This window comes from Streptomyces sp. NPDC017095 (assembly GCF_044332325.1).
In the GTDB taxonomy this organism is placed as follows: Bacteria; Actinomycetota; Actinomycetes; order Streptomycetales; family Streptomycetaceae; genus Streptomyces.
On record NZ_JBIROU010000032.1, the window covers coordinates 1 to 24,066 of the forward strand.

Annotated in this window: 21 protein-coding genes and 1 pseudogene; 12 read left to right on the forward strand and 10 right to left on the reverse strand. The window is 72.7% G+C overall.

What is annotated here, in order from left to right:
- Nucleotides 1–155: 155 nt before the first annotated feature.
- Nucleotides 156–686: a VOC family protein gene (locus ACH4OA_RS34245; protein WP_397973363.1), complete on the forward strand. Its 531-nt coding sequence runs from the start codon at nt 156–158 to the stop codon at nt 684–686.
- A gap of 397 nt (nt 687–1,083) precedes the next feature.
- On the opposite strand, the gene ACH4OA_RS34250 is transcribed toward ACH4OA_RS34245, so the two are convergent.
- The 3 genes and pseudogenes from ACH4OA_RS34250 to ACH4OA_RS34260 all read right to left on the reverse strand — a co-directional run.
- Nucleotides 1,084–3,105, reverse strand: a complete 2,022-nt coding sequence (locus ACH4OA_RS34250) for a tetratricopeptide repeat protein (protein WP_397973366.1) — start codon at nt 3,103–3,105, stop codon at nt 1,084–1,086.
- Between the two features lie 308 nt (nt 3,106–3,413).
- Nucleotides 3,414–4,106: a hypothetical protein gene (locus ACH4OA_RS34255; protein WP_397973369.1), complete on the reverse strand. Its 693-nt coding sequence runs from the start codon at nt 4,104–4,106 to the stop codon at nt 3,414–3,416.
- Nucleotides 4,107–4,542: 436 nt separating this feature from the next.
- Nucleotides 4,543–4,890 (reverse strand): annotated as a pseudogene (locus tag ACH4OA_RS34260) (TetR family transcriptional regulator); the annotation flags it as partial.
- 44 nt (nt 4,891–4,934) lie between these two features.
- On the opposite strand from ACH4OA_RS34260, the gene ACH4OA_RS34265 reads away from it, so the two are divergent.
- Nucleotides 4,935–5,288: an RICIN domain-containing protein gene (locus ACH4OA_RS34265; protein WP_397949503.1), complete on the forward strand. Its 354-nt coding sequence runs from the start codon at nt 4,935–4,937 to the stop codon at nt 5,286–5,288.
- 215 nt (nt 5,289–5,503) lie between these two features.
- Here ACH4OA_RS34265 and ACH4OA_RS34270 read toward each other — a convergent pair whose 3' ends face one another.
- Together ACH4OA_RS34270 and ACH4OA_RS34275 are read right to left on the reverse strand one after the other, a co-directional pair.
- The gene (locus ACH4OA_RS34270; RefSeq protein ID WP_365879777.1) at nt 5,504–6,019 is read right to left on the reverse strand and encodes a lytic polysaccharide monooxygenase auxiliary activity family 9 protein; all 516 of its coding nucleotides are present in this window, start codon (nt 6,017–6,019) and stop codon (nt 5,504–5,506) included.
- Between the two features lie 153 nt (nt 6,020–6,172).
- A complete protein-coding gene (locus tag ACH4OA_RS34275) occupies nt 6,173–7,966 on the reverse strand; it encodes an FAD-dependent oxidoreductase (RefSeq protein WP_397973372.1) in 1,794 nt (597 codons plus the stop codon).
- Nucleotides 7,967–8,146: 180 nt separating this feature from the next.
- Here ACH4OA_RS34275 and ACH4OA_RS34280 point away from each other — a divergent pair, with 180 nt between their 5' ends.
- The 4 genes from ACH4OA_RS34280 to ACH4OA_RS34295 are packed head-to-tail and all read left to right on the forward strand — an operon-like array spanning nt 8,147 to nt 11,600.
- Nucleotides 8,147–8,950: a hypothetical protein gene (locus tag ACH4OA_RS34280; protein WP_397973374.1), complete on the forward strand. Its 804-nt coding sequence runs from the start codon at nt 8,147–8,149 to the stop codon at nt 8,948–8,950.
- Between the two features lie 12 nt (nt 8,951–8,962).
- On the forward strand, nt 8,963–10,507 hold the full coding sequence (locus ACH4OA_RS34285; RefSeq protein WP_397973377.1) for a B12-binding domain-containing radical SAM protein: 1,545 nt from the start codon (nt 8,963–8,965) through the stop codon (nt 10,505–10,507).
- Entirely contained in the window at nt 10,504–11,160 is a 657-nt protein-coding gene (locus ACH4OA_RS34290) for a dTMP kinase (RefSeq protein WP_397973380.1), read from the forward strand. Before ACH4OA_RS34285 ends, ACH4OA_RS34290 begins: the two co-directional genes overlap by 4 nt.
- Nucleotides 11,157–11,600 carry an NUDIX domain-containing protein gene (locus ACH4OA_RS34295; RefSeq protein ID WP_397944400.1) on the forward strand — a complete coding sequence of 148 codons (444 nt, stop codon included), beginning with the start codon at nt 11,157–11,159 and terminating at the stop codon, nt 11,598–11,600. The genes ACH4OA_RS34290 and ACH4OA_RS34295 overlap by 4 nt, the downstream gene beginning before the upstream one ends.
- A 126-nt stretch (nt 11,601–11,726) precedes the next feature.
- Here ACH4OA_RS34295 and ACH4OA_RS34300 read toward each other — a convergent pair whose 3' ends face one another.
- Nucleotides 11,727–12,902, reverse strand: a complete 1,176-nt coding sequence (locus ACH4OA_RS34300; protein ID WP_397973382.1) for a zinc-dependent alcohol dehydrogenase — start codon at nt 12,900–12,902, stop codon at nt 11,727–11,729.
- A complete protein-coding gene (locus tag ACH4OA_RS34305) occupies nt 12,899–13,837 on the reverse strand; it encodes an SRPBCC family protein (protein WP_397973384.1) in 939 nt (312 codons plus the stop codon). The genes ACH4OA_RS34300 and ACH4OA_RS34305 overlap by 4 nt, the downstream gene beginning before the upstream one ends.
- Nucleotides 13,838–14,384: 547 nt before the next feature.
- On the opposite strand from ACH4OA_RS34305, the gene ACH4OA_RS34310 reads away from it, so the two are divergent.
- Nucleotides 14,385–14,867 carry a hypothetical protein gene (locus tag ACH4OA_RS34310; protein ID WP_397973387.1) on the forward strand — a complete coding sequence of 161 codons (483 nt, stop codon included), beginning with the start codon at nt 14,385–14,387 and terminating at the stop codon, nt 14,865–14,867.
- A gap of 77 nt (nt 14,868–14,944) precedes the next feature.
- On the opposite strand, the gene ACH4OA_RS34315 is transcribed toward ACH4OA_RS34310, so the two are convergent.
- On the reverse strand, nt 14,945–17,533 hold the full coding sequence (locus tag ACH4OA_RS34315) for an NACHT domain-containing protein (RefSeq protein WP_397973390.1): 2,589 nt from the start codon (nt 17,531–17,533) through the stop codon (nt 14,945–14,947).
- Between the two features lie 209 nt (nt 17,534–17,742).
- Between ACH4OA_RS34315 and ACH4OA_RS34320 the strand changes: the two genes are divergently transcribed.
- A complete protein-coding gene (locus tag ACH4OA_RS34320) occupies nt 17,743–17,934 on the forward strand; it encodes a hypothetical protein (protein WP_397944412.1) in 192 nt (63 codons plus the stop codon).
- A gap of 127 nt (nt 17,935–18,061) precedes the next feature.
- Here the strand turns inward: ACH4OA_RS34320 and ACH4OA_RS34325 are convergent, their stop codons facing one another.
- Nucleotides 18,062–18,823, reverse strand: a complete 762-nt coding sequence (locus tag ACH4OA_RS34325) for a BTAD domain-containing putative transcriptional regulator (protein ID WP_397944414.1) — start codon at nt 18,821–18,823, stop codon at nt 18,062–18,064.
- A gap of 533 nt (nt 18,824–19,356) precedes the next feature.
- Between ACH4OA_RS34325 and ACH4OA_RS34330 the strand changes: the two genes are divergently transcribed.
- From ACH4OA_RS34330 to ACH4OA_RS34340, 3 genes are all read left to right on the forward strand, one after another.
- The gene (locus tag ACH4OA_RS34330) at nt 19,357–20,265 is read left to right on the forward strand and encodes a manganese catalase family protein (protein ID WP_365884205.1); all 909 of its coding nucleotides are present in this window, start codon (nt 19,357–19,359) and stop codon (nt 20,263–20,265) included.
- Nucleotides 20,266–20,454: 189 nt separating this feature from the next.
- Nucleotides 20,455–20,715: a hypothetical protein gene (locus tag ACH4OA_RS34335; protein WP_365883182.1), complete on the forward strand. Its 261-nt coding sequence runs from the start codon at nt 20,455–20,457 to the stop codon at nt 20,713–20,715.
- Between the two features lie 263 nt (nt 20,716–20,978).
- Nucleotides 20,979–22,154, forward strand: coding sequence for an Nramp family divalent metal transporter (locus ACH4OA_RS34340; RefSeq protein ID WP_397944416.1), 1,176 nt, complete (start codon nt 20,979–20,981; stop codon nt 22,152–22,154).
- A 359-nt stretch (nt 22,155–22,513) separates the two neighbouring features.
- Here the strand turns inward: ACH4OA_RS34340 and ACH4OA_RS34345 are convergent, their stop codons facing one another.
- On the reverse strand, nt 22,514–22,966 hold the full coding sequence (locus tag ACH4OA_RS34345; RefSeq protein WP_397973393.1) for a TetR/AcrR family transcriptional regulator: 453 nt from the start codon (nt 22,964–22,966) through the stop codon (nt 22,514–22,516).
- On the opposite strand from ACH4OA_RS34345, the gene ACH4OA_RS34350 reads away from it, so the two are divergent.
- A complete protein-coding gene (locus ACH4OA_RS34350) occupies nt 22,958–23,794 on the forward strand; it encodes an alpha/beta fold hydrolase (protein ID WP_397973396.1) in 837 nt (278 codons plus the stop codon). The genes ACH4OA_RS34345 and ACH4OA_RS34350 overlap by 9 nt on opposite strands.
- The last annotated feature ends 272 nt before the right edge of the window (nt 23,795–24,066 follow it).

Below are 24,066 nucleotides of genomic sequence, written 5' to 3' on the forward strand. Positions count from 1 at the left end.
GACCAGGTACGAAAAGACCGCCACTTCCTATGAAGCAGCGGTCAATCTCGCGTCGTTCCTGCTCTGGGCAAGATCCGTTTGAAGACGGACCCTAGGTCGGCGACCACCCGGGTCACCAGCCCAACACCCCCATCCACCACGGGAGATGACTTGACATGAGCGAGGTCCTGCCGCTCCGTCTCCACCACCACGCCTGGATCACTGACGACCAGGAAGCCAACCGGCGCTTTTACGAGGATGTGATCGGCCTGCCCCTGGTCGCCACGTGGACCGAGCGCGAGGTGCTGTTCGGAACCGAGCGCGTCTACAGTCACACCCTCTACGGCCTGGCCGACGGCAGTGCGCTCGCCTTCTTCCAGTTCGCGAACCCCGAGGACCAGGAGGAGTTCAAGACCGCCATCAATGCCACCCCCGTGCGCCACATCGCCTTCAAGGTCGAGGCGGAGACCCAGGAAGCCATGCGCGAGCGCGTCACCGCGGCCGGCTACGCGGAGACGAACGCCCATGTGATCGACCACGGGTACTGCGTCTCGCTGTACCTCACGGATCCCAACGGGCTGATGCTGGAGTTCGCTGTCGACCACCCCGACGTGGAAAATATCGACGCCGAACGGCGAGCCACAGCACACGACGACCTCTCCCGCTGGCTCGCCGGCGACCACACCAGCAACAACCGCTGGCGCTGACCACTCGTCCGGCTTGACCGTGCTGGACCGGGCCTGCGACGAGCCGGTCAGGGTCGTCCTCGAGTGCGCCGCGGGGCACAGCCACCTCGCCCCGGAAGACGTCTGCCGCACGCCCGGGCCGGGCGCGCGCTTCGTGGAAAGCTCCTCAGATCCCAGGATCGTACTCAGCAGCTCGTATCGCGAGAAGCACCTTCGAGCGGATGCTCCGGGCCGCCCAGGCGAAGGCCGACGCGGCCGGGGCCGGGACGGCCCCGGGTCCGGCCCGATCACGTCATCGGCGACAAGGGCTACAGCTCCAGGGCTCCGGTGTCGCACCGCTGAACAAGCTGTTCGACTACAGCCGTCGCCAAGTGCGGGTGGGCCCTGGTGGCCGGTCGCTGTTGGCCGTGTTCCGTGTTCAGTCCGTTGCCCGCAAACGTGCCAAGGCGGTGTCGGCGTGCTGGCGTGCCCGCGGTGAGCCGGAGGCGTTGGCCAGCGTGGCGAGGCGTCGTACGGTTTCCTCCCAGGCCGGGCGGTGGGCGCTGTCGTGCGTGGTGAGGTGCCGGTATGCCTCGGCCGCCACGGAGCAGACCTCTGCGGCGGTCCCGGGGTCGGGAGCGGACGCGCCTGCCGTGGAAGCCAGTTGCTCCGTGATCTCGCGCAATCCGGCGGCGAGAGCCTCCATCCGGCCGGCCGGGGCTCCGTCGAGTCGCAGCGCGAAGGATGCCCAGCGCAGGAACTCCCCGAGGTCGCCGCGTACGTTGAGGTGCAGCTCGCACAGCCGGAACACCGCGTCCGCGTGACCGGCGCCGCCGGCCAGGGTCCACCAGGCGAGGGCGGCCTCGTGGTCGTTCCGTTCCCAGTGGAGCAGCCCGAGGTGGTACGCGGCGTACGCCTCGGCCGACTCCGCCGTTCCGTCGATCCGGTGGGCGGTCCCCGTGTCCGGCCCCGGCGGTGGCCCCGCGGCCCCGGGACCGGGCGGGCCGAGGCGCTCGGCGGCGCGCTCCCACCAGCGTTGCCCTTCTGCCGCGCGGGCCGTGCGCACGAGCAGCAGCCCCAGGTAGAAGGCGCCCTCCGCGCTGCCCGCCTCGGCCGCCGTGCGCCACCAGCGTTCGGCCGCGGCCTGGTCCCCGGCTTCCTGGCAGCGGAAGCCGACGTGCACGGCCGCCTGGACGTCGCCGGCCTCGGCGGCCCGCGTGAAGAGGTCGTCGGCCTCCTCGTGCCGGCCCTGCCGCCGGCAGAGGACCGCGAGGTTCTGCGCCGCGTTCGGGGCGTCGCGCTTGCCGGCGAGCCGCCACAGTTCCTCGGCCTGTGCCTCGTCGCCCTGTCTCTCGCGTACGGCGCCGAGGCCCACGGCCGCCGTCCAGTCCCCCGTGTCCATCCCCCGGCGGAACCAGCGCTCGGCCGCGTCGAGGTCGTCACGCAGCAGGGCCAGCACGCCCAGATTGTGGGGGGCGGCGGGGATACGGCGGGCGGCGGCCTTCTCGTACCAGCGCGCCGCGCCGTCCAGGTCGCCCCTGTTCTGTTCGAGTCTGCCGAGCAGGTAGGCGGCCTGTCCGCTGCCCGCCTCCGCCGCCGACCGGTAGGCCGCGGCGGCACCGGTGAGGTCACCGGCGCGGGCCAGGCCGGCGGCGCGCCGGATGGTCTCCTCGGCACCGGGCGGTTCGGGATCGGGGGCGGGCCGGGACGGCATCTCCAGCACGCCCTGACCGTCCTGTGAGATGTGCGCCACCAGGTGGAAGGAGCGGTCCGTCTCCGGACCGGTCCGTCCTCCGCCCGGGTCCCGGGGGTCGTAGTGGTCGGGGAAGAGGGTGTGCACGGACTCGGGCACCGGTGTGGTGTCGGGGCTGAAGCGGGTCACGCCCGAGGTGGCGGTGACCGTAAGGTCCCACCAGGGCCGCCAGAGGCGTCCCGCGCACTCGATCTCCGCCGTCAGCCGCCACCGTACGCACCGCCCGTCGTCCGTCACGGGGGCGCAGGTGAGGGCGGCACCGGCACCGGGCGTGGCGGTCAGCGGCAGGGCGGGGTCCGCACCGGCGGCCGTCAGCACGGGCGCGGGCGAGACGTCCAGGAGGACGGCGATGTCGGGGCTGCTCAGGCGCCGGTAGGCGCGGACCGCGCGCTGGGCGGACTCCAGCAGGTCGGCGCTCATGACCAGATCGGGCATCCGTGACCGGGCGATCGCGACGCCGTCCACACGCAACGGCAGGCGGTCTGTCACCTCGGCCCGCAGCGACCGCAGTACGGCCTCGCCCTGGCCCGTCGCGGTCAGGGAGAGCTGGAGGTTGTGCCCGGTCAGCGGGATGTGCACCGCTTCGGGGGTGCCCAGGAGGCCGGGTGAGACGATGTGCGCGAGGTGGCTGTGCACGGCGGCCCGCACGGTGAACGGCGGGTCGCCCGGCAGTCCTTGTACGGGTACGGTGCGGACGGGCCGTGTCATGTCGTAGACGGACCCCTGGGAGGCGGGGGCGTCGTCCGCCCGGTTCCCCGCCCGCGTCGTCCCGGCGGAGGAATGCCGTGTGTGTCCGGTGGCCGCCTCCGGGAACTCCCGGGAGCGGTCCGCTGGACCGGTTGCCGGGTTCCGTGGCCGCCGGGTGCGGGCTGTCGCCCCGGAGAGCGCCGATACGGCGGCCACCGCGGCATATGGCAGCCAGCTGTGCGTGCCCGTGGCGGCGAGGACGGCGCCGCCGGCCACCGCGGGAAATGCCGCTGCCAGGATGACCGCGCCGACGGGGCGCCGCAACGGTGTCATCGGGTGCCGCCCGGCAGGCGCGCGGCGGTGCGGAACGCGTGGCCCTGGAGGTCGATCCGGGTACGGCCCTGGCGGCCCGCGGAGGTCCAGTCGAGCCACAGCGCCCACCGTACGAGGCCGCGCTCGGTGCTGACCAGAAGGTCGAGGACCTCGCACTCGTCCGCGGCGATCCGGTAGGGGAAGTCGCTGCCGGCCAGGGCGCGCACCCGTGGCGGGTCGGAGTCGAGGAGGACCTCGAACCGCCGCACCGGCACCTCGGCGGCGTGCCGGGCGAGATCCCCGGGCGCCTCCGCGCGGGACAGCACCTCCGCGCGCAGCCCGGTCAGCACCACGGCCGGGGGTCCGGTCGCGGTCACGACGACGCGGAGGGTGTGCCCGGCGGCCGGGATGTCGACGACGCGGTCGCCGAGGTCGAGGGTGACGTAGTCGTGGTCCCGGATCTCCACGGCCACGGCCAGCGGGTCACCGGCGGTCGGTTGCCGCGCGGCCCGGCGCCGGGCCAGGGCCTCCTGGAGTTGCTGGGGTGCCTGCTGGCCGAGGTAGGCGGCCGAGGCGGCCGCCAGGACACCGGCGGCCCAGGCCAGCGCCTGTCCGGGTGCCCACAGCAGCGCGGCGGTCACGACCGCGGCCGCCGCCCCGCCGGTCCCGCCCCACATCAGGGCGCGGTGGCGTCCGTCGGCTCTCGGCATATGGCCCCCGTTCCCACCGGATCCGCCGGCGCTCCGGCTCCGCCCACTCCCCCGCCGGACTCCGCGCCGTGGCTCAGATGATACGCAATCGGCTTGCCGCGCAGGCGAGTTGTGGGAATCCGCGCACTGTGCAGGGCCGTACCCCGCGCACTGTGCGGGGTACGGCGCGGTGCGTCGGCGTGGCGGCCGGCACCGCGGCGAAGGTACGGCTCGGCGTGGCGGCCGGCACCGCAGCTGGGGTACGACGCGGTGCGTCGGCGCGGCAGTCGGCGCCTCAGCGGGTAACACCACCGCGGGTGGGACACGGGGCATGTCTCGCCCGCCGGGTCATCGGCGCACGCGGTCACGGTCGTAGCCCTGGCCGGTGCGCGGCTCGGCCGGGCACCGGCGGCGTACGCCGGGCCTTCGCGGGTCAGCCTGCCGTCGGGTGCGAAGGTCAGCGCTCCGCCGGAGTGGAGCGGAAGCGTTCGGGCGCGAGCGTGTCCAGCAGGGGCGTGATCACGAGATCGGTCGAGGCCGCCATGTCCACCCGGTCGGGGGCGAGGAGCCACTGCACCTGGAGGCCGTCCATCACCGTGACGATGGCGTTGGCCGCGTGCTCGACCCGGGCGTCGGTGACGAACGCGCGCAGGCCGTTGTAACGGTCGCGGAAGTAGGTCTGCGCGGGATGGTCGTCGGTGACGGATTCGGCCGGCAGCACGGTGTAGAGCCGGACGATGCCCTCGCGTTCGGCGTTGCGGAGTGCGGTGTCCACCAGGTGTCGCAGGAACGCCAGTTCCCGGGGCGTCACCCGCAACGCCGAGTACTACACGCTCGGTCACCTCACCAATGGACGCCGCCGACTGGGGCACCGGTGACGGCACCTCCGTGCAGCAGTGGGCCTGCGGCGCCCGACAGGCCAACCAGCGCTGGCAGTTCAGGCCCACCGGTGACGGCGACTACCAGGTCGTCAACCAGTACAACTCCAAGGCGTGGGACGTCGAGGGCGGCCCCGGCGCCACCGCCGACGGGGCCCGGCTCCAGCTGTGGACCTACGGCGGAGGCACCAACCAGCAGTGGAAGGCCGAACCCGCCGGCACCGGCAACCAGTACCGCTTCCTCGCCCGCCACAGCGGCAAGTGCGCTCGCCGTGAACGGCTCTTCCACCGTCAACGACGCCAAGCTGTCCCAGCAGCCCTGTGACGGCTCCTCCGCCCAGGCGTTCACCCTGAGCCGCTGACACCGTTGAAGCGTTCCGCGACACGCAGGGCCCGGTCCGGTGGACCGGGCCCTGCCACGTCACCCGGGCTCCGTCCCGCCGCCCCGCGGTCGCGGCACGGTCATCGCCGCACGGGGTGGCGGGCCGGGGTCCCCGGAGCGAGCGGGCCTCCGTCCGCTCCGGGCACCGGGACGCCGGGTCAGCTGACGTTCACGTCCACGCAGGCGTAGAAGGCGTTGGAGGTGTCCGCGATGTTCCACACGGCCAGCACCTTCTGCTTGCCGGTCAGGCTGCCGAAGTTCACCTGGTGGGTGACGGTCTGGCCGGGCTGGGCACCGCCGTCGTTGAACTCGGCGATCTTCCGGCCCCCGGCGTAGTACTGCCAGGTGCTGGTGGCGTGCCGCGCCGTGAGCCGCCAGTTGAAGCTGGTGGTACGGCTGACCGGGGTGACCTTCCAGCCCTTGCTGTCGTTGTCGAGCTCGGCGAAGGCGGCGTTCCCTCCGCTGCAGCTCATCAGGCCCTTGGGCCCCTCCACGCTCTGCGGCTCGTACTTGATGGAGCCGCAGGAGACGGTACCCGCGGCGCACTGGGCCTGCCGGCTGGGGGGCGAGGAGATGTAGCCGTGCGCGCTCGCGCTGGCGGCCGGCAGGCTCACGGCCAGGAGCGGGGCGATCCCCGCGCCGATGGCGACGGCCAGCATCCTCTTGCTCTTCATGACGACTCCTGTGTGGGGGTTCGTGCCCACCCGGGCAGGGTGGGCGTGAGCATGTCAAGCAGGGTCTCCATGGCCCGGTGAGCGGCCATGGACAGTGACGAGAGCGTACCCCCCTTGGTCTAGACCAAACCACTACTCCGCTACGACGCCCGCTCAGCCCAGGTCGAAGGTGTTGGGCAGGCCGAGCCGGTAGCGCACCTCGTCGACGCGCTTGAGGGGCTCCAGCTCCTCGGGGCGGTACAGCTCCCAGACCCGGCACCGTCCGGCGTCCGAACCGTCCCGGTCGAGCAGCGCGTTGACGGCCCGCCGCGCCGACTCGTTGGCGCCTTCCATCGTCGCCAGGTCCACGTCGGTGCGGACGTAGTCGCCGGCCAGGAAGAAGTTCGGCACGGCGGTCTTCGCCGACGGGCGGTGGTAGAGCGTGCCCGTGGGATGGATCAGGAGCGGCTCCCGGTTCTGCGGATCGGGGCCGCCGAGCCCGGTCACGGCCGGGTCCATGAACCAGGCGACCCGGTCGGCGTCCCTGAGCGTCGTCTTGCCGGAGTCGTTCAGAGCGTCCCGAAGCTGCGCCCAGCACTCCTCGACGATCTCCTCGCGCGTGCACTCACGGGCCGTCTTGCCGTACAGGATCCCCGGCTTGTCCCACTCCGAGACGATCACCGACAGGCAGTCGTGGGCGCGTCCGTCGCCGTAGTCCTGCGCGAAGTCCCGTACGTCCCAGAACTGGGCCTGCCCGATCCCGGTCACCGACCACGGCGAGTCGAGACAGTTGACGTGCCCGCGGACGACGGGCGTCGGGGTGCGCAGATAGAACTGCACCCCGGTCATCCAGTCCGTCTGCAGCGCGTCGCACCGGGCGAGCTGCGGGTCGGCCGCGCGCAGTGCGGCACCCCAGGTGCGCCGGGCGTGCTCGACGGGCATGGCGGAGACGTAGTGGTCGGCGGTGACGGTGTGTTCGCCGCTCCCGTCACGGGCCGAGACCCGTACGCCGGTGACGCGCCCCCCGTCGTACAGCACCTCCCGCACCTGCGTGCCGAGGACGAACCGGACGCCCAGCGAGCGCAGGTGGGCGGACCAGGGATCGATCCACGCCTCGCTCGTGGGCGCGTTGAGCACCCGGTCGATGTCCGCGTCGCCGTCCATACCCCGGCCCAGCAGGCCCCACAGCAGCAGCGCCTCGATGATGACGCGGCCGACGGTGCGGGTGGAGGCGACCTCGGCGCGGGTGGCGACGAGGTTGCGGGTCTGTCCGATGCCGAGGAGGGTGCCGTACTCCTCGCTCATCCGCTCGGCACGGATGAAGTGCCACCAGGAGGTCTTCTCCCACTGGTCCTCGCGGCGCGCGTCGCAGCTGGTGAGGTGGACGAGGACACGGTCGGCGAAGTAGGCGGCCTCGTGCGCGGGCAGCCGGCTGCCCAGGTCGAGCACGGAGAGGAGCTGGTCGCGGAGCCACGACGGGGTGATGTCGCCGGGTGCGGGCGGGGTGGTGGCGCGGCGCAGGGGGAAGTGCAGGTCCGGGCGGCCGCCCGCCCGGGCGAAGAGGGTCTCGGTGCCGCTGCGGAGGTTGTCGTGGACGCCGTTCACGTTGCCGGGGAAGGGGATGCGGCGCATGGTGTCCGGCAGGTTCCGGTAGAAGCCCGGGAAGAAGCGGAAGCCGTGTTCCCCGGGCAGGGGCCTGCGGCCGGCCGTGCCGGTTCCCGGTACGTCCATCGAGCGGGCCTTGCCGCCGAGCACGTCGTAGTACTCGTAGACGGTGACGGTGTAGCCGCGTTCGGCGAGTTCGTGGGCGGCGCTGAGTCCGGCGACGCCGCCGCCGAGGACGGCGACGTGCTTGCCGGCGGAGGCGGCGGCCCGGGCGGTACCCGGCGATAAGGCGAGGGCGCCCGCCGTGCCCCCCGCACCCGCGAGGAACCGTCTGCGGGACGTTCCCTTGTGTCCAGTTGTCATGACTACGGGAGGGTAGAGAGACCGGGAACGCGGCGACAGGTCGCCATTCGGTCACCACCGCATCCTCACAATCCAGCGGATCCCACCGGCTGGTCCCCCGGCTTTCCGCAACCGGGACGTGCCGCCCGGGTGGGTGCGAGAGGCTATGGCGCGCGACCCGAACCACCCCTGGAGCGTTTCATGAGCGGTGTCCTGACGACCGATCACCCCGCCTGGCACGGCCACGACGACGGGACACACGCGCGTGCCGTCCGTACGGCCTCCGGCGTCTGGGTCCTGGCCCGCGATCACCAAGGACTCCGTATCGACTGCGTGGCAGGCGCGGAGGACGTGAAACCCGCCGTCCTGAACACCGATCCCGCGCACCTCCCGCAGGCCACACCGCAGGCCCTGCGCGCGGGGCTCGTCCGGCTCGGCGTCACGCAGCGGCTGGCCAACCCGTGGCTGTGGGACGCGATCACCACGGCGATCCTGCGCCAGGTCGTGCGCGCCGAGCAGGCCCTCAGGCTCTACCGCACCTGGTGCGCCCGGTACGGCACCGTCGTCGACGGCCCCTTCGGCGAGCTGGCGGTGGCCCCGTCCCCCGCCAAGGTGCTGTCGCTGGCCGACGAGAGCTTCGCCGCCGTCGGCGCGAAGTTCCACCGCACCGCGCTGCGGGCCGCGGCCGAACACTACGAGCGCCAGCACGAGTGGTGGGAACAGGCGGCTCCCGCCGACCTTGTCGTGGCGCTGACGGCCGTCCCCCGGATCGGGCCCTGGACCGCCCGCGCGGCCGCCGCCGACTACACCGGCGACTTCAGCGTCTACCCGCACGACGACCTCGCGGTCCGCACCTGGGCCGCGCAGATCGCCCCCTCCCACCCCTGGCCGGACAAGACCGACAAGAGCTTCGGCCCGCTGTGGACCGGCTGGGCCGGCACCGACCGCACCGCCCTGCACACCCTCACCCTCACGACCCTCACCTGGGGGTCGCACGCCCGATGAGCCGGAGGTTCCATGCAGCCGTTACCGCTGATCGCGGGCGCCGACGCCACGCGTACGCTCGACGCCCTGTTCGTCAACGCGCCGCTGCGTGACTACACCCTGCGGCCACGCACCAACGACTACACCCTCCCCGTCCTCGGCATGGCCTACATCGCCACGTACGCCCGGCAGGCCGGCTTCAACGTCGGTGTCCTGGATGCCGAGGCGCACGGCCTGGGCCCGGCCGAGACGGCGGCGATCGTCAACGCGGCCCGGCCGCGCTGGGCCGGGATGAACCTGCTCGCCCCCACCTACGAGATGTCCGCCCGCATCGCCGCCCGACTCGACCCGGGAATCGCCCTGATGGCCGGCGGCCACCACGCCAGGGCCCTGCCCGCCCGCGTCCTCGCCGACCCCCGGATGCGCAACCTGCGCGCGCTGGTCATCGGTGAGGGCGAGTCACGTGTCACGGCTCTGCTGGAGGACGAGCAGCGCCGGCGAGAACTGCCCGAGGTGTTCTGGCGGGACCCGCTCCTCGGCACCACCGGCATGGGAGTGGCCGAGGCCCGGACCAGGGCCCGGATGCTCGGCCCCGACATCGACTCGCTGCCGTACGTCGACCGCGCCTTCCTCCCCCAGGACCCCTACCGCGCCGCGCCCACACCGGTCGACCGGCGCATCGCCGCCCGCCGCGACTCGCGGCGACTCGCCGCCGCGGCTGTCCGCGGGCACCTGGAGGCGAACATCGTCGGCAGCCGCGGCTGCCCCTACAACTGCGGCTTCTGCGGGGCCGCCTGGAGCGCCAACCCGGACGTGCGGATCCGCGTGCGCAGCCCCGAGAACGTCATCGGCGAACTCGAAGCACTGCACGACGAGTACGGCGTGAGTGCCTTCCGGTTCGTCGACGACCTCTTCCTCGGCGTCCGGGACGTGATCCACCGGCACATGCGGGCGTTCGCCGGCCACGGCATCGGCGAGAAGTACGTGTGGGACGCCACCGGCCGCATCAACGTCCTCGACCGCCTGGAAGACCGGGACCTGGACGTCCTCGCGGCCAACGGCCTGCGGGAGGTGGCCCTCGGGATCGAGTCCGGCAGCGATCGCATGCTCCAGGTCATGGACAAGCGGATCACCGCCGCGATGACCGAGGACGTCACCCGCCGCCTCCTCCGGCGCGGTATCGGCGTCAAGGGCTACTTCATCCTGGGCTACCCCGGCGAGACCCGCGCGGACCTGGACGCCACCGTGCGGCACATCCGGAAGCTGTGGGACCTCGCCGACCGCAGCCCGGGCGGCATCCGCGCGAGCGTCTTCGAGTTCCGCCCGTACCCCGGAACACCGGTGTGGAAGACCCTCACCGAGGAGCAGGGGTACGCCCCGGACGACCTGCTCGCCTACGCGGACGTCGACCTCACGCGAGACGGCGCCGACGAGTCGATGCGGCAGCGCGACGAGTTCAACTTCAGTGTCGGCATCCCGTTCGGTGAAGTCCCCCTGGAGCAGCTCCGTGCCACGCTCGCGCTGCTCACCCGGGAGCAGCACGAACGCGACCAGGCCGGTCTGGGGACCGCCGCGTGACCGGGCAGCGCGGGGGCTTCTTCGTCACGGTCGACGGGCCCAGCGGGGTCGGCAAGTCCGCCACCGTCGACATCCTGCACGGCCTCCTGGCCGGACAGGGCCGCCCTGCCGTGCGGACGGCCGAGCCGACCACCACCGCCCTGGGCGCCTTCACCCGTTCCCACGCCGACGAGATCCACGGCCTGGCGCTGGCCTGCCTCGTCGCCGCCACCCGCTACGAGCACGTCGAGACGGTGATCGAGCCCGCGGTGCGCGCCGGCCGGCTCGTCGTCAGCGACCGCTATCTGCCGTCCACGCTCGTCCTGCAGCGCCTCGACGGCGTCCCCCTGGAGTTCCTGCTCGACGTCAACCGGCATGTACGCATGCCCGACCTGGCGGTCATCCTCACCGCTTCCCCGGCTGAGATCACACGGCGTATCGCCTCGGCAGGCGTCACCCACCGCTTCCGGGCGGACCCGGCGGCGCCCGGCCGCGAGGTCGAGCTGTACCGGGAGGCCGCGGCCCAGCTGACGAGCGCCGGCGTCAACGTGCTGGTCGTCGACAACGGTGCCGCCACCCCATCGGACGTAGCGTGGCGGATCGCCCGCGCCATCCCGGTTCCGCCGCTAGCCTCGGTGCCCTCCCCCGCACCTGCGACCCCCCAAGGAACATGAGCGGACAACCGGCAACACCCGTCATCGACACCCACGTCATCGTCCGCGACGGCGACAAGATCCTGCTCTCCCAGCGGGGCGGCCCGTACGGCCACGGCCGCTGGCACATGCCGTCCGGGAAACTCGACCGAGGCGAACCCCTGCCCGCCGGCGCCGCCCGCGAGCTGTTCGAGGAGACCGGGATCACCGTCGACCCGGCCGATCTCCGGCTCGTTCAGGTCGTCCACCACCGCGAGGACGAGAAGATGGAGCGGATCGGTTTCTTCTTCGAAGCGCGCACCTGGGAAGGGGAGCCCGTCAACAAGGAACCGGAGAAGTGCCTGGCGCTCACCTGGTTCACCGTCCACGAACTCCCCGACGACATCATCGAATACCCGGGCGCCGGCCTGCTCGGCTACCTCGGCGCCACCGGCCCGCTGACGGTGCACAACTGGCGGTGACACGGCGCCCGCTCGCCGCCCCGGGCCGGCCCCGCTCCCCCGGTCCACGCTGTCGCGCAGCAGTCGGAGGCTCGGGCGCGGGCCGGGCCGGCGGGCGGAGGGCGCCGCGGTTCGCCGGTGCGGCGCTCACGGCGTGAGGACGACCTTCTCGCAGCGGTCCTTCTTGTTCTTGAACAGGTCGTAGCCGGTCGGTGCCTCGGTCAGGGGCAGCCGGTGGGTGATGACCCTGGTGGGGTCGATGCTGCCCTGCTCGATCAGACCCAGCAGCGGCTTCATGTACTTCTGCACATGGCACTGCCCGGTGCGCAGGGTCAGGGACCTGTTCATCCAGGCACCCGCCGGGAACTTGTCGATCAGCCCGCCGTAGACACCGATGACCGACACCACGCCGCCGCTCCGGCAGGACAGGATGGCCTGGCGCAGGGCGTGCGGCCGGTCGGTCTCGGAGCGGACCGCCTGCTTGGCGCGGTCGTAGAGATGGACGTGGGAGGCGCCGTGGGTGGCCTCCAGCCCGACCGCGTCGATGCACTTGTCGGGGCCCCGGCCGCCGGTGAGTTCCAGCAGCGCCGACCGTACGTCCACGTCCTCGAAGTTGACGGTCGTGCAGCCCTGGGCAGCGGCCATGTCGAGCCGGTAGGTCTCCTTGTCGATCGCGATGACCTTCTCCGCGCCCAGGACCCGGGCGCTGTCCATGGCGAACTGGCCGACCGGCCCGGCGCCCCAGACGGCGACGACGTCACCCTTCTGGATGTCGCACAGCTCGGCGCCCATGTACCCGGTCGGCAGGATGTCGGACAGGAACAGCACCTGCTCGTCGGTGAGGTGCGACTCGATCTTCAGGGCGTTGACGTCGGCGAACACCACCCGGGCGTACTCGGCCTGGCCGCCGGCGAAGCCGCCGGTGAGGTGGGAGTAGCCGTAGATGCCGCCGGTGGGGTGACCGAAGAACTTCTCCGAGATGCCGGCGTTGGGGTTGGTGTTCTCGCAGCACGAGTACAGCTCCGCGCGGCAGGACGCGCAGGCGCCGCAGGCGATCGGGAAGGGCACGACGACCCGGTCGCCGACGCGCAGTTTGTCGGCGCTGATGCCGGGCCCGACCTCGACGACCTCTCCCATGAACTCGTGGCCCATGATGTCGCCCTTTTCCATGGTGGGGACATAGCCGTCGAGCAGATGGAGGTCGGAGCCGCAGATCGCCGTCGAGGTGACCCTCACGATGGCGTCGCGGCTGTTCAGGATCGACGGTTCGGGGACGTCCTGCACCTCGACCGAGTTGCGTCCCGTCCAGCAGTTCGCCTTCATGCCAGGGCCTCCTTGAGTTCGTCCTCGGTCAGCGGTCGGGCCGGGTGCTGCGGGAACTCCCCGCGGGCCCGCTTGCCGCCGGGTGCGCCCTCGGAGCGGACGACCTCGCCGGTCTCCGCGATCTGTTTGAAGCGGCGCAGGTCGTCGTCGAGCTGCTGGTGCGGTTCCTCGCCGAAGTAGCGCGCCGCGGCCTTGCCGAGCGCGCCGCCGGGCAGGTCGTAGCGCAGGGTCACCCGGATCTCCGTGCCCCGGTCGCCGGGGGCGGGCACGAGGCGGACCTCGCCGGAGTTGCCGATGTCGGCGCCGTCCGCGGACTGCCAGGCGATCAGCCGGCCGGGGATGTCCTGCGTGGTCTCGGCGTCCCATTCGACCGTCTCGCCGAACGGCGCGCTGGCCCGCCAGTGGCTGGTCTTCGGGCCGGTGACGCGCACCTCGTCCAGATGCTCCATGAAGTCCGGCAGTCGCTCCAGGTCGCTCCAGAGGCGGTAGACCTCGTCCGGGGGCCGGTTGACGGTGGTGGTCGCGGTCAGTTCCACGGGGGCGCTCCTACGGGTGCGGGTCACGGCCGCGTACACGTCCGTGGCCGTGATGGCGGTGACCGCGGCGGTAGCGGCGACGGTACGGCCGAGACCGCGGCCGTCGTGGTTCTTCAGGGCCCGGGCCAGCATCGTCAGATCGACGAGGTCGCCACCGACGCGGCCCCACAGCCAGGCGGGATGCGGCCGCCCCAGCAGCCCGGCCGCCGCCGCCAGCTCGCGCACACCGACGGCGGCCGTGGCCGAGCGGTGCCGGGCGGCTTCGCCCACGCCCAGGGCCCGGGCGAAGCCCGCCGGGGCGACGACCTGGGGCACGCCCAGGAGGGCGCTGGCCCAGCCGAGGCCGCGTACGAGCGGATCGCCCCGTAGGCGGGAGGCGGAACGGGTGTCTGTCTTCATGGATGCTCCCCACGTGCGGTGAGGTCAACGGACGGCGGACGCCTCGGGTGAACAGGTGAAGCGCGTGTGTCGGACAACGCCGTAGTTTCCGCGTGGCCCGTATTCAATCCTCACCGTCCGTCACCGAACGGCGCTGCCCTCCGGTGGCCGCTCCCGGGGGACGCCGCACGTCCTCGGCTCCGGGGTTCGGGTCCGAGGGGCACCCGCCGCCCGTGGGCCGTCGGCCGTCGAGCCCGGCAGCGGCGGTCGGCTCCGCGGCCACCACCCTGGCCACGCTGGTGGCCGGACGGGTTCTGCGGGGTCTGGGCGCCGCCGTGCTTCTTCCGGCCGGTGCCGTGGTGCTGGCCTGCACACTCGTATGGGTCCTGATCCTGCTCAGGGCGCGCACCGGGCGAGCCGGACTGACCTACTCTCTGAACTTCGGGTTTCCACAACAGAGAGGACGACCTGTCAGATGGCAGCGCCGGACGATGCGACATCCCACGAGCCGAGCGGTGATCCTCAGCCTGCCGACCCGCCGCAGGAAGGCAGCGAGGGGAAAAGGCCCTTGCGTCAGCGCCTCGCCGGCAGATGGAACCGCCTCGGGCCCGTCGGCAAAGCGGGGGTCATCGTGATCGGCGGCGTGGCCGCTGCGGTGGCCGGAAGACTTCTCACCTCGTCCAGCCCTCGCGCCACTGGGGCCGACGTGGTCGAGGAAGTCGAGGAAGTCGAGGAAGTCGAGGAAGAGGACACCGAGCCACCCACTCGCCGATGGACCAACCACGCGGGCGGCTACTGCGTGTGCAGTCACCAGGGATGCGGCAAGAAGGTGAACCCGACCGTCTTCGGACACGACTGCTGCGGCCGCTGCCGGTCCGGCCGGAACTGCCTGACAGCCGCGCAGCGCGACTACGACGGCCCCGGCGGCTTCGCTCACAACTACTTCGAGGTGCTCCTGCGCCCCGGCGTCTGCGAGGTCTGCGGCGAACCGCCCGAAGCGCACCCCTGGGTGTTCGACACCCTCACCGGCCAGCGCCGCTCCGCCGACTGATCCGCGCCTGGCCGAGCGGGGCCGCCGTGGTCCGGGCCCCTCAGGGGTGGTGAGCACCCGCTCCTGCCCCTCCTCTTCTACTCGCCGAGCCGGGTGGCCATGCCCTCGTCGCTCGACGGAAGCCGGCGCAGGGACTTCCGGGCCCTGGAGGTGAGGTGCGTGTCCCGGGTCAGCTCGTCGCGTACCGCCACGGCCGACGGGTGCCCGATTTCGGCCAGGAGGTGCACCGCCGCCACGCGCAGGTCCTCCTCCAGACCAGGGTCGCGGGCGAAGCGCGCGAGGTCCTCCGGAGCCCGGGGATCGTGGTGTCGCGCGGCCACATAGGCCGCGTTGAGGCGCTTGTGGGCGGGGCAGGCGGGATCGTCGGCGATGGCCTTCATCCTCGCGACGCCGTGCGCCTCGTCGATCTTGACCACCATCAGCGCCGCCTTGAACCAGAGATCCTCTCCGGTACGGGCGTCGATCCAGCTGTCCAGGAGGTCGAGAGCGAGGTGCCGGCGGAGCCCGGTGAGCCGCCATACGATGCCGAGCCGCGTGTCGTCGTCCAGTCCCGGGTCGGACGCCAGGTCCACGATCAGGCCGGGGCCGCTTGCGTCACCGTCGTGGACGAGCGCCGTCGCCGCCGCCACCCGGCCCTGCACACTGGTCAGTCGCGGCGAGCGGGCCAGTGCGCGCAGCGCCGCCCGGCCCTCGGCCCGGCTCTCGGCGAAGGCGAGCAGCGCGCCGGCCGCGTCGACCCGGGAGTCGTCGATCGCCAGGGCGGCGAGGGCCTCGGCCACCGGCACGGAGTTCGGGTCCAGCTGGTTCACCCCGTCGATGTCGACCGCGGCGCCGAACCGTGCCAGGCCACCGGCCTTGAGGTGCCGCCGGAGCTTCTCCACCGCCTGGCGCCCCACCTCGGCCGGGAGGTGGGTTCCGAGCCGCTTCTGGGCGGCGAGGAACGTGGAGCCGCTGATGCCGGCGGATGACGGCAGCTTCTCCAGCTCCGCCGTGGCGGCACCGGTGAGCCGGTCGATGAGGAAGCCCAGGTAGGACATGTTCTCGCCGTCGACGGCCGCGGCCGTCCACATCCGCTGGCCCCGGCCGCCCCCCGGGCGGTAACCGGGAGCGGGCCGCCACGGCCAGAGCCGGCGCCGGTGGCCGTCAAGGACACGGCGCAGCTCCGCCAGGCCACGCCCGGGCGGCTCACAAACAGCGCAGGCGGCCAGGAACTCCTCGTACGTGTGATGCTCGAACTCCAGCTCCGCGCCCTGCTGCCGGAACACCCCGCTGCGCCGGAAGCAGGCGATGAGCCACTCCTTCCACCACTCGGCCGGCACGCCGGGCGGTCGCTTGGCGAGGGGCTGCTCCAGCAGGATGTCCATGACCGGCCGGCCGGCGTCGCTCTCCCGCCGACGGGCGGCCACCTCTTGCAGCAGCGTACGGAGGTCGGCGGGCGGCAGCGTGCTCAGAGCGTCGACGTGTTCCCGCACCGCCGGGCTGAGCCCCGCCGGTGCCCCGGCGTCGCCCTGCCGGCCCGCGTGATGCTCGGGGAGGGTGTCCGTGCGCGGTGTGGTGGCCATCAGCCCGGTGAGGAACTCGTCGTAGAGCTCGCCCCGGGTGCTGCCCAGCGGCCGGTCGGGATGGTCCCGGTACGACCGGCAGACGACGGCGCCGATCAGGGGCAGCTTGACCAGGTCGGCGAGGCCCGCGTCGTCGATCGCCGTCATGAGGCCGTCGACTCGCTCCGGGTCGAGCCGCGCCGCGGCCAGCTTCCGGACATCCTCCGTCTCGAACCGCAAGAGTTCCAGGCAGACGGGCGCCGCATCCTGCAGATCGCTCAGCTCCTGCGCGGACAGGTGCCGTGTGGCGACCACGAGCCGGTGGGTCTTCCCGCGTCGCGCGACCCAGCGGACCACGCCCCGCAGCGTCTCCCGGCGTGTGGGTGCGTGGGTGATCTCATCGAGACCGTCGAGCAGCACCAGCCAGTGGGAGCCGGGTGCGGGCGGGCGGGCGAGCAGCGGCGCCGCGAGTGGCTCGTCGGCGAGCGAGGTGGCCACGACGTAGACCGGCAGCGCGGCAGTTCGGACTCCGGCCTCCCACTGGCGGCACACGTCGAGCTGGTGCCGTCGTAGCAACGCGGTCTTGCCGCCGCCGGGATCGCCGAGCAGCACCACGAGCGGCCCGGTGGTGAAGACGGCGGCGCTCGCCGGCCGGGCCGTCGCACGCTCGGCCGGACGCCCGTCGTGCCAGCTCACCACCGACTGGGAGACGTAGGGTTCCGGAGCCTGTGCGGCGCGGCAGACATCGGCGAGGTACGCCTTCAGCCCGCCGCGGGCCCGGCGTCGCGGCTTGGCCTGGGTGATGGCCGTCCAGCGCTCGTCCCATGCGTCGAGTTCGGCCGCGCCATAGGCCGGCGGCTCGCCGTCCCGGTCCCAGGAGAGCAGCGTGCGCACGAGCCACAGCAGAGTGTCGCGGCGGGAGTGGCCGCCGTGGAACAAGGCGCTCTGAGTGGAGGGCGCCAGGACCGCCTTCTCGTCGGCGAACAGGTCCGCGGCCCGCTGCGCGACCTTCCTCATGGACGGATTCCCCGCACGCGCCTTCAGCGCCCTCAGCTCCCGGGCCTGCTCCTGAAGCAGCTCCTCGTAGATGCTCCCACCGGCGTGTGGGTCGTGCCGCTGCGCCATCCCGCCCCCCGTCGCCCTGTGACAGGACAGGTTAGGGCGCTTCGGGCACTCCGTGGCGGACTTCGCCGAACAATCCCGAACGGTGCCGGAGGGGAAGGACCCTCCCGCCGAACACGCCCGGTGGCCGGTGCCGGTGACCGGTTGTTCGAGCTTTTCCGGGGTTGTTCGGTGCACGCGGGTCGGGTCCTTTGGCAGCGCACAGTCGGCACATGACCACACCGCGGAACTCCCAGCCGTTCCTGTCCCTGCACACGGCCGTCGTCCTGCTCGTCGCCTTCGTCATCGGCGTCGTCATGGGCACACTCGCCGTCCTCGCCGATGTCCCGGTGGCCGGCGCGGTCGCTGTCGGACTCACCAGCGCCGGCACCGCCGTCCCCGTCCTGTGCAAGCTGATCCGATGACCGCGCCCGGCGGCAGCCAGTGGACCCGGTCCCGAGCCGACTCCGGTACGTCCCGGACCCTGCGGCCGGTACCGCACCACCCGTGCCCCCGGCGGGCGCCAGGAGCGCGGGTGGCGCGGAGCGGTGGTCATCCTCTGCCGGACGGCTGACGGCCCAGGTAGGGAGAGATGAGGCGGCGGTATTCCGTGGACGGGGGCAGGCCGAGTTCCCGGTGCAGACGGTGCCGGTAGGAGGTGAAGTGCCGCAGTGCCTCCGTGGCGTTGCCCTCCGCGAGATGTACGGCGGTGATCTCGCGGTGGGCACTCTCCCGCAGGGGTTCGGCCTCGGCCGCCGTCATCGCGTACATCAGGGCCGTGCACAGCCGTCCGTGCGAGCGGTGGTGACGGCTGGCGGCCTCCAGCGCGTGCAGCCTCAGCTGATGGAAGTGCTCCCGGGCGTCCACCAGCCAGTCGTCGTACCAGCTGGGCAGGAGTTCTTCGCGGAGTACGCCCGGGATCTCCTCGCCCGGCGGGTCGTCGCCGGAGCCGTTGGCCAGCGCGGCGGCGTACCGGGAGGCGGTCGGCAGGTCGACGCTGACCCGGCTGCACAGGGAGAGCCGTGTGGTGCCCAGGTCCACCACCGGGTGGGGGCTGCTGCGCCGGGAGATGCGCCACAGCGCCGAGCGCAGGCTCGCCCCGGCCCGCGCCCGCGGCAGGTTGGGCCAGAGCAGTTCGGCCGCCTGGTCACGGCAGACCACTCCGTTGTGCAGGGCGAGGTAGGCGAGGAGCCGCTGGGCCGAGGGCGGGAGATAGACGCCACGCTGGTTGACCTGCAACTGGAAGCCGCCCAGGAGCGTGAGGAAGGAGGCACTGTCCTGGACGGTTCGGCGGGGGACGTTGTCAGCACTCATACGCGTAACCGTCTGCTCGCATCTGTTCGCGTGGGGGCGGCGCCCGTAGGGCTGTCGCAGCGCCTGGGACTCTCGCGGGGCCCGGGTATCCGGGGGCCGCCGGGGCAAACGGCCGCGCGGTCCCCGGTGAATTCCCACGCGCCGCCGTCTCCGCCGCGTCACCGGGGCGCCTGCGCGCATGGGCACCGGGCCGGGCTGGCAGGAACGGGCACGTATGCCTCCGGGGCGCGGGCACGTATGCCTCCGGGGGGTGGGCACGTCTCGCCGTCGGCGGGGGCGTCTCACTGCCGGGGCAGGGACGCGTCGCTCCCCAGGGCCGGCGCGGACCGGAGCGCGTGGGGCTCCCGGGGCCGGCGCGGACCGGAGCACGTATGGCTGTGTGGCTCCCGGGGCCCGTGGCGCCGGGGGTACGCCGGCGGAGACGAGGCGGTGACAGGGGGCGCCTAACGTCACCGTCATCGGCCCCCGCGACCCTCGGCGCCGGCAGGACCCGCCGTTCACGGCCGCACCGCATACGCCCCCAAGGAGCAGCGATGTTCACCCACACCCAGCGGTTGCAGTTCGAAGCCAAGCCGGAGAAGCCCGACCCCGCCTACGCCCACAAGCTGCAGGAGCTGGTCGGCGGCGCCTACGGCGAGATGTCGGTGATGATGCAGTACCTCTTCCAGGGCTGGAACGCCAGGATCAAGGGCAAGTACAAGGACCTGATCATGGACGTAGCCACCGAGGAGATCGGCCATGTGGAGATGCTGGCCACCATGATCGCCCGGCTGCTGGAGGGCGCGCCCGCGACCGCCACCACCAAGATGGCCACCAGCGACCCGGCCGTGGGCGCGGTCCTGGGCGGCATGGACCCGCAGCAGGCGATCATCGCCGGCGGCGCGGCCCTGCCCGCGGACAGCAACGGCTACCCGTGGAACGGCCGCTACGCCATCGCCAGCGGCAATCTGATGGCCGACTTCTACGCCAACGTCGCCGCCGAGGCGCAGAGCCGCCTGCAGACGGCACGGCTGTACAACATGACCGACGACCCGGGCGTGAAGAACATGCTGCGGTTCAACCTGGCCCGGGACACCGTGCACCAGAACCAGTGGCTCGCCGCGATCGAGCAGCTCCGCGAGGACGGCCTGGAGAACTACGTCGTGCCCGGCGGGCTGGAGGAAGAGGAGTACCGCGAGCACGCGCAGACCCTGTGGCACCTGTCCGACGGCACCGAGTCGGGGGCCGGACTGTGGGCCTCCGGTCTGGCACCGGACGGCGAGCACGAGTTGACCGTGCTGGAGACACCGCAGCCGCTGGGCGACCTCGGCATGGCGCCCCCGCCCGACCCGAAGCTGTTCGCCACCTACGACGGCAGCCAGGGCAAGCCCAAGGGACCGGTCCTGGGAACCGAGACCGGGATCAAGGGCAAGATCAAGGACGCGATCACCCCGGACGACTGACCTTCCGGCCCGGGGCCCACCGCTCACGGTGGGCCCCGGCCCCGTCCCGCCGCGCCGCACCGCCAGGCCACGGCCCGCGAGCCGGGCGCACGCCGGCCCGACCCGGCCCCCTGCCCCTCATCACCCCGCTCCGGTCTTCTCCACCCCCACTCCAGGTCCGCACTTCGTCACGCAACCCGGGGAGCGAGCATGGCAGTCCCCTCTTCCGCCGCGGCACGGCACCGGTCCCGTCCGGCCCCGGCACGTCTCCTCCTGCACGGCCTGTACTGCGCCGCCGCCGTGACCGCCCTGGCCCTGGGAGCCTGGCCGCAGTGGCTGATCGTGGCGGCGCTGTTCACCGCCGCCGCCTGCCGGGCCGCCGTGTCCCGGCCGCGGGCGGGCGCGCTTCGCCGGCCGCACGGCGCCGACCGTGCGCCCGGGGAACCCGTCGGCGACCGGAGCCGGGCATGATGCTCGACCCACGCTCCTGCCGACGCGTCCCCGCAGCCGCCCTCAGGCCTCCCACCACGGCTCCCACCACGGCTCCCGGCCACCCGGCCGACGGGCACCCGGCCACTGGTCACCAGACCACCGGTCACCCGGCCGCCGGTCACCAGACCACCGGGGAAGAGCACCCGCTAGCCGGGGCCGGCCCACCTCCTGCGGCCCCCGGGACCGTCGCCGCCGGGCCACGGGCCGGGCGCGGGCCGCTGCGGGGCCGCCACGGGCTGGCCGTGCTCGGTCCGGCCCTGGTGGTGTCCGTCGCCTACCTCGACCCGGGGAACTTCGCCACCAACATGACCGCCGGCAGCCGCTACGGGCCCCTGCTGCTCTGGGTGATCGTGCTGTCCAACGCCGTCGCGACGGGCGTGCAGTACCTGGCCTGCAAAGTAGGCATCGCCACCGGCAGGGACCTGCCCGAACTGTGCCGGGAGCACGCCCCGCGCCCGGTCACCTACGCGCTGTGGGGCCAGGCCGAACTCGTCGCCATGGCCACCGACCTGACCGAGTTCGTCGGCGGAGCGGTAGCCCTCCACCTGCTGTTCGGCCTGCCGCTCCTGCCCGCCGCGCTCCTCGTGGCGGCACTGTCGCTGGCCTTGCTCGTCCTGGCCCCCGAGGGGCGGCGCCGCTTCGAGACCGTCACCGCGCTGCTGCTGCTGGTCCTCGTCGCCGGCTTCGCCTACCAGTTCGTGCGCGCCGGTTCCTGGCACGGCACGCTGTCCGGGCTGCGGCCCGCCCTGGCCGGAAACGAAAGCCTGACACTGGCCACCGGCATCGTCGGCGCGACCGTCATGCCCCATGTGATCTACCTGCACTCCTCCCTGGGCAAAATGCCGGCCACCACCCCACCGGAGGAGAAGCGGCGGGTGCTGCGCGGACAGCGGATCTCCCTGCCCCTCACCCTCGGCCTGGCCGGACTGGTCAACGCCGGCATGCTCGCCCTCGCCGCGACGGCACTGCGCTCACCCGGACAGGGCGGTGAGAGCCTGGACGACTTCCACGACGGGCTGCGACTCGCACTCGGGCCCGGCGCGGCCCTCGCCTTCGCCCTCGCCCTGCTCGCCTCGGGACTGGCCTCGGCCGGAGTGGGCACCTTCGCCGGGCAGGTCATCATGCGCGGCTTCCTGCACCGGCGGATTCCCCTGCTCACCCGCCGGCTGCTGACCATGACACCGCCGCTGGCCGTCCTCGCCACCGGGATTCCCCCCACCCAGGCACTCCTGCTCAGCCAGATCGTGCTGTCCTGCGGCATCCCCTGCGCGCTCGGCCCCCTGCTGTGGTTCACCGCCCGCCGGTCCCTGATGGGCTCCATGGCCAACCGCGCCGCGACCACCGCACTCGCCACCCTGGCGTGCGCCGCGATCAGCGTCCTGAACGTCCTCCTCGTGGCCCGAGCCGTACACGGCTGACCCGGCACCGGTCACCGCTGCGCTGGCCGGTTGAGCCTCGCGTCGAGGAGGTGGGCCGGGGCCGGCCTTCCCGCCCCGACCACCCTCTCGACGCCGTTGGCCGACAAGCGAGTTCGCGGGGCTGGCGGCAAAGGTCTGCTCGGTGCTCGTCACTGCGCCCTGACCGCTTTCACGGACCAGCAGACCCGGCAGACCCGGCAGTGGTTCAGCTACCGCTCGGCGGCGTCCGCCTGCCACACCCTGACACCCCTGCCACCGGCCACCCTGTCGACTACGCCGGCGAAAGCGGCACGCCGGCGCGAGTGGACGGCAAAGACGCTTCGGCCAACCCACCACCCGGGCAGCCTCGCCATCGTGCGTCATCCGTCGGCGAGACGCTGGATGGTGGCGCTCAGCCAAGCCTCGAGAGCAGCGGGATCGCCGAGTTCGGACCGCAGGACCCGGCGGCGGGTCGAGACGCCGAGTACGAAGGCGTCGATCGCCGCGGCGCGGCTGCGGGCGTCCGCGTCGTCCAGGCCGCTGTCGCGCAGATAGCGGTACAGCGGTTCCAGCGAGTTGGTGTCCAGGAAGGCGGCCAGTGCCTCCGCCGCCTCCGGGCGTTCGCCGGACGCGCGTTGCAGCACGAGCAGGGGATCCTCCCCGGGTGCACCGAACCAGCGCAGGACGATGCTCGCCGCGAGGCGCGAACCCAGCGCGGAACGGTCGCCGTCGAAGGAGTCGGAGACCGGGATCTCGACCCGGGTCGCCGCCAGGAAAAGGCCGTCCCCTGGGTAACGGTGCAGGCCGGCGACACCGAGCTGCGCGTGATCCACCAGCGGTCCGCGGATCCCGACGCCCCGGTCGTCGTACTGCTGCACGGCTGGCCGGACTCGGTGCTGCGGTTCGAGCGCGTCCTGCCTCTGCTAGCGGACCTGCACGTGGTGGTTCCCGCGCTGCCGGGCTTCCCGTTCGCGGCCCCGCTCACCGTTCCCGGTATGTCGGTCAACAAGATCGCCGGGACCGTCGCGGACGCTCTCGATCAGCTCGGCTACCCGCGGTACACGGTGTCCGGCGGCGACGTGGGCGGCACCGCCGCGGAGATCCTCGCGGCCGCGCACCCGGGCCGGGTGGCCGCCCTGCACCTCACGAACATCGCCCCGCTGCGCGCGCTCACGGCGGACCCGGCGAAACTGGCGCCCGACGCGGCGGCCTACCTCCGCCGGTCGGAGCAGTGGTTCCGCACCGGGGGAGGGTACATCGCGGAGCAGTCGACGCGACCGGACACGCTCGCCGTCGCCCTCGGCGACTCACCAGCCGGCCTCCTGGCATGGATCGTCGAAAAACTGCAGTCCTGGTCCGACGAGTCGGCCTTCACACCGGACGAGCTTCTCACCTGGGTCACCGCCTACTGGGTCACCGGCACGATCGGCACCTCGTTCGCCACCTATGCCGAACCGGTCACCCTTCCCGACCGGATCGACACGCCGACCGTGCTCTCCGTGTTCCCGCGCGACCTGAAGCCGGAGCCGCGAAGCTACGCAGAGGCCTTCCTGAACGTTCGCGACTACGTGGAACACCCCGCCGGCGGCCACTTCGCAGCCTGGGAACAGCCCGAGGCCTACGCCGCCGACGTACACCGAGCGGTCAAACCGGGCGGCTGAAAAGGAGCTTGCAGACGCTCCGCGGCTGCCACACCGTGTGCCGGCGTCGACGTCGCCGACACTGCCCGCGACTTGGAACAAGCCCTCGACGCCGGCCCCGCGCATCGCACCTGCGCTCGAACTACGCGCCGCCCGGACCCGGGAGACAGACAACGCCATCCACTGGCCCCCACAAAGCTGACCACCAGCTCTACTACGGCCCCCTCAAGCCACTGCCCGAAGACCACACCAAGCAACTGGCCAAGGCGATCGACCGCACCGGACTTTCTGCT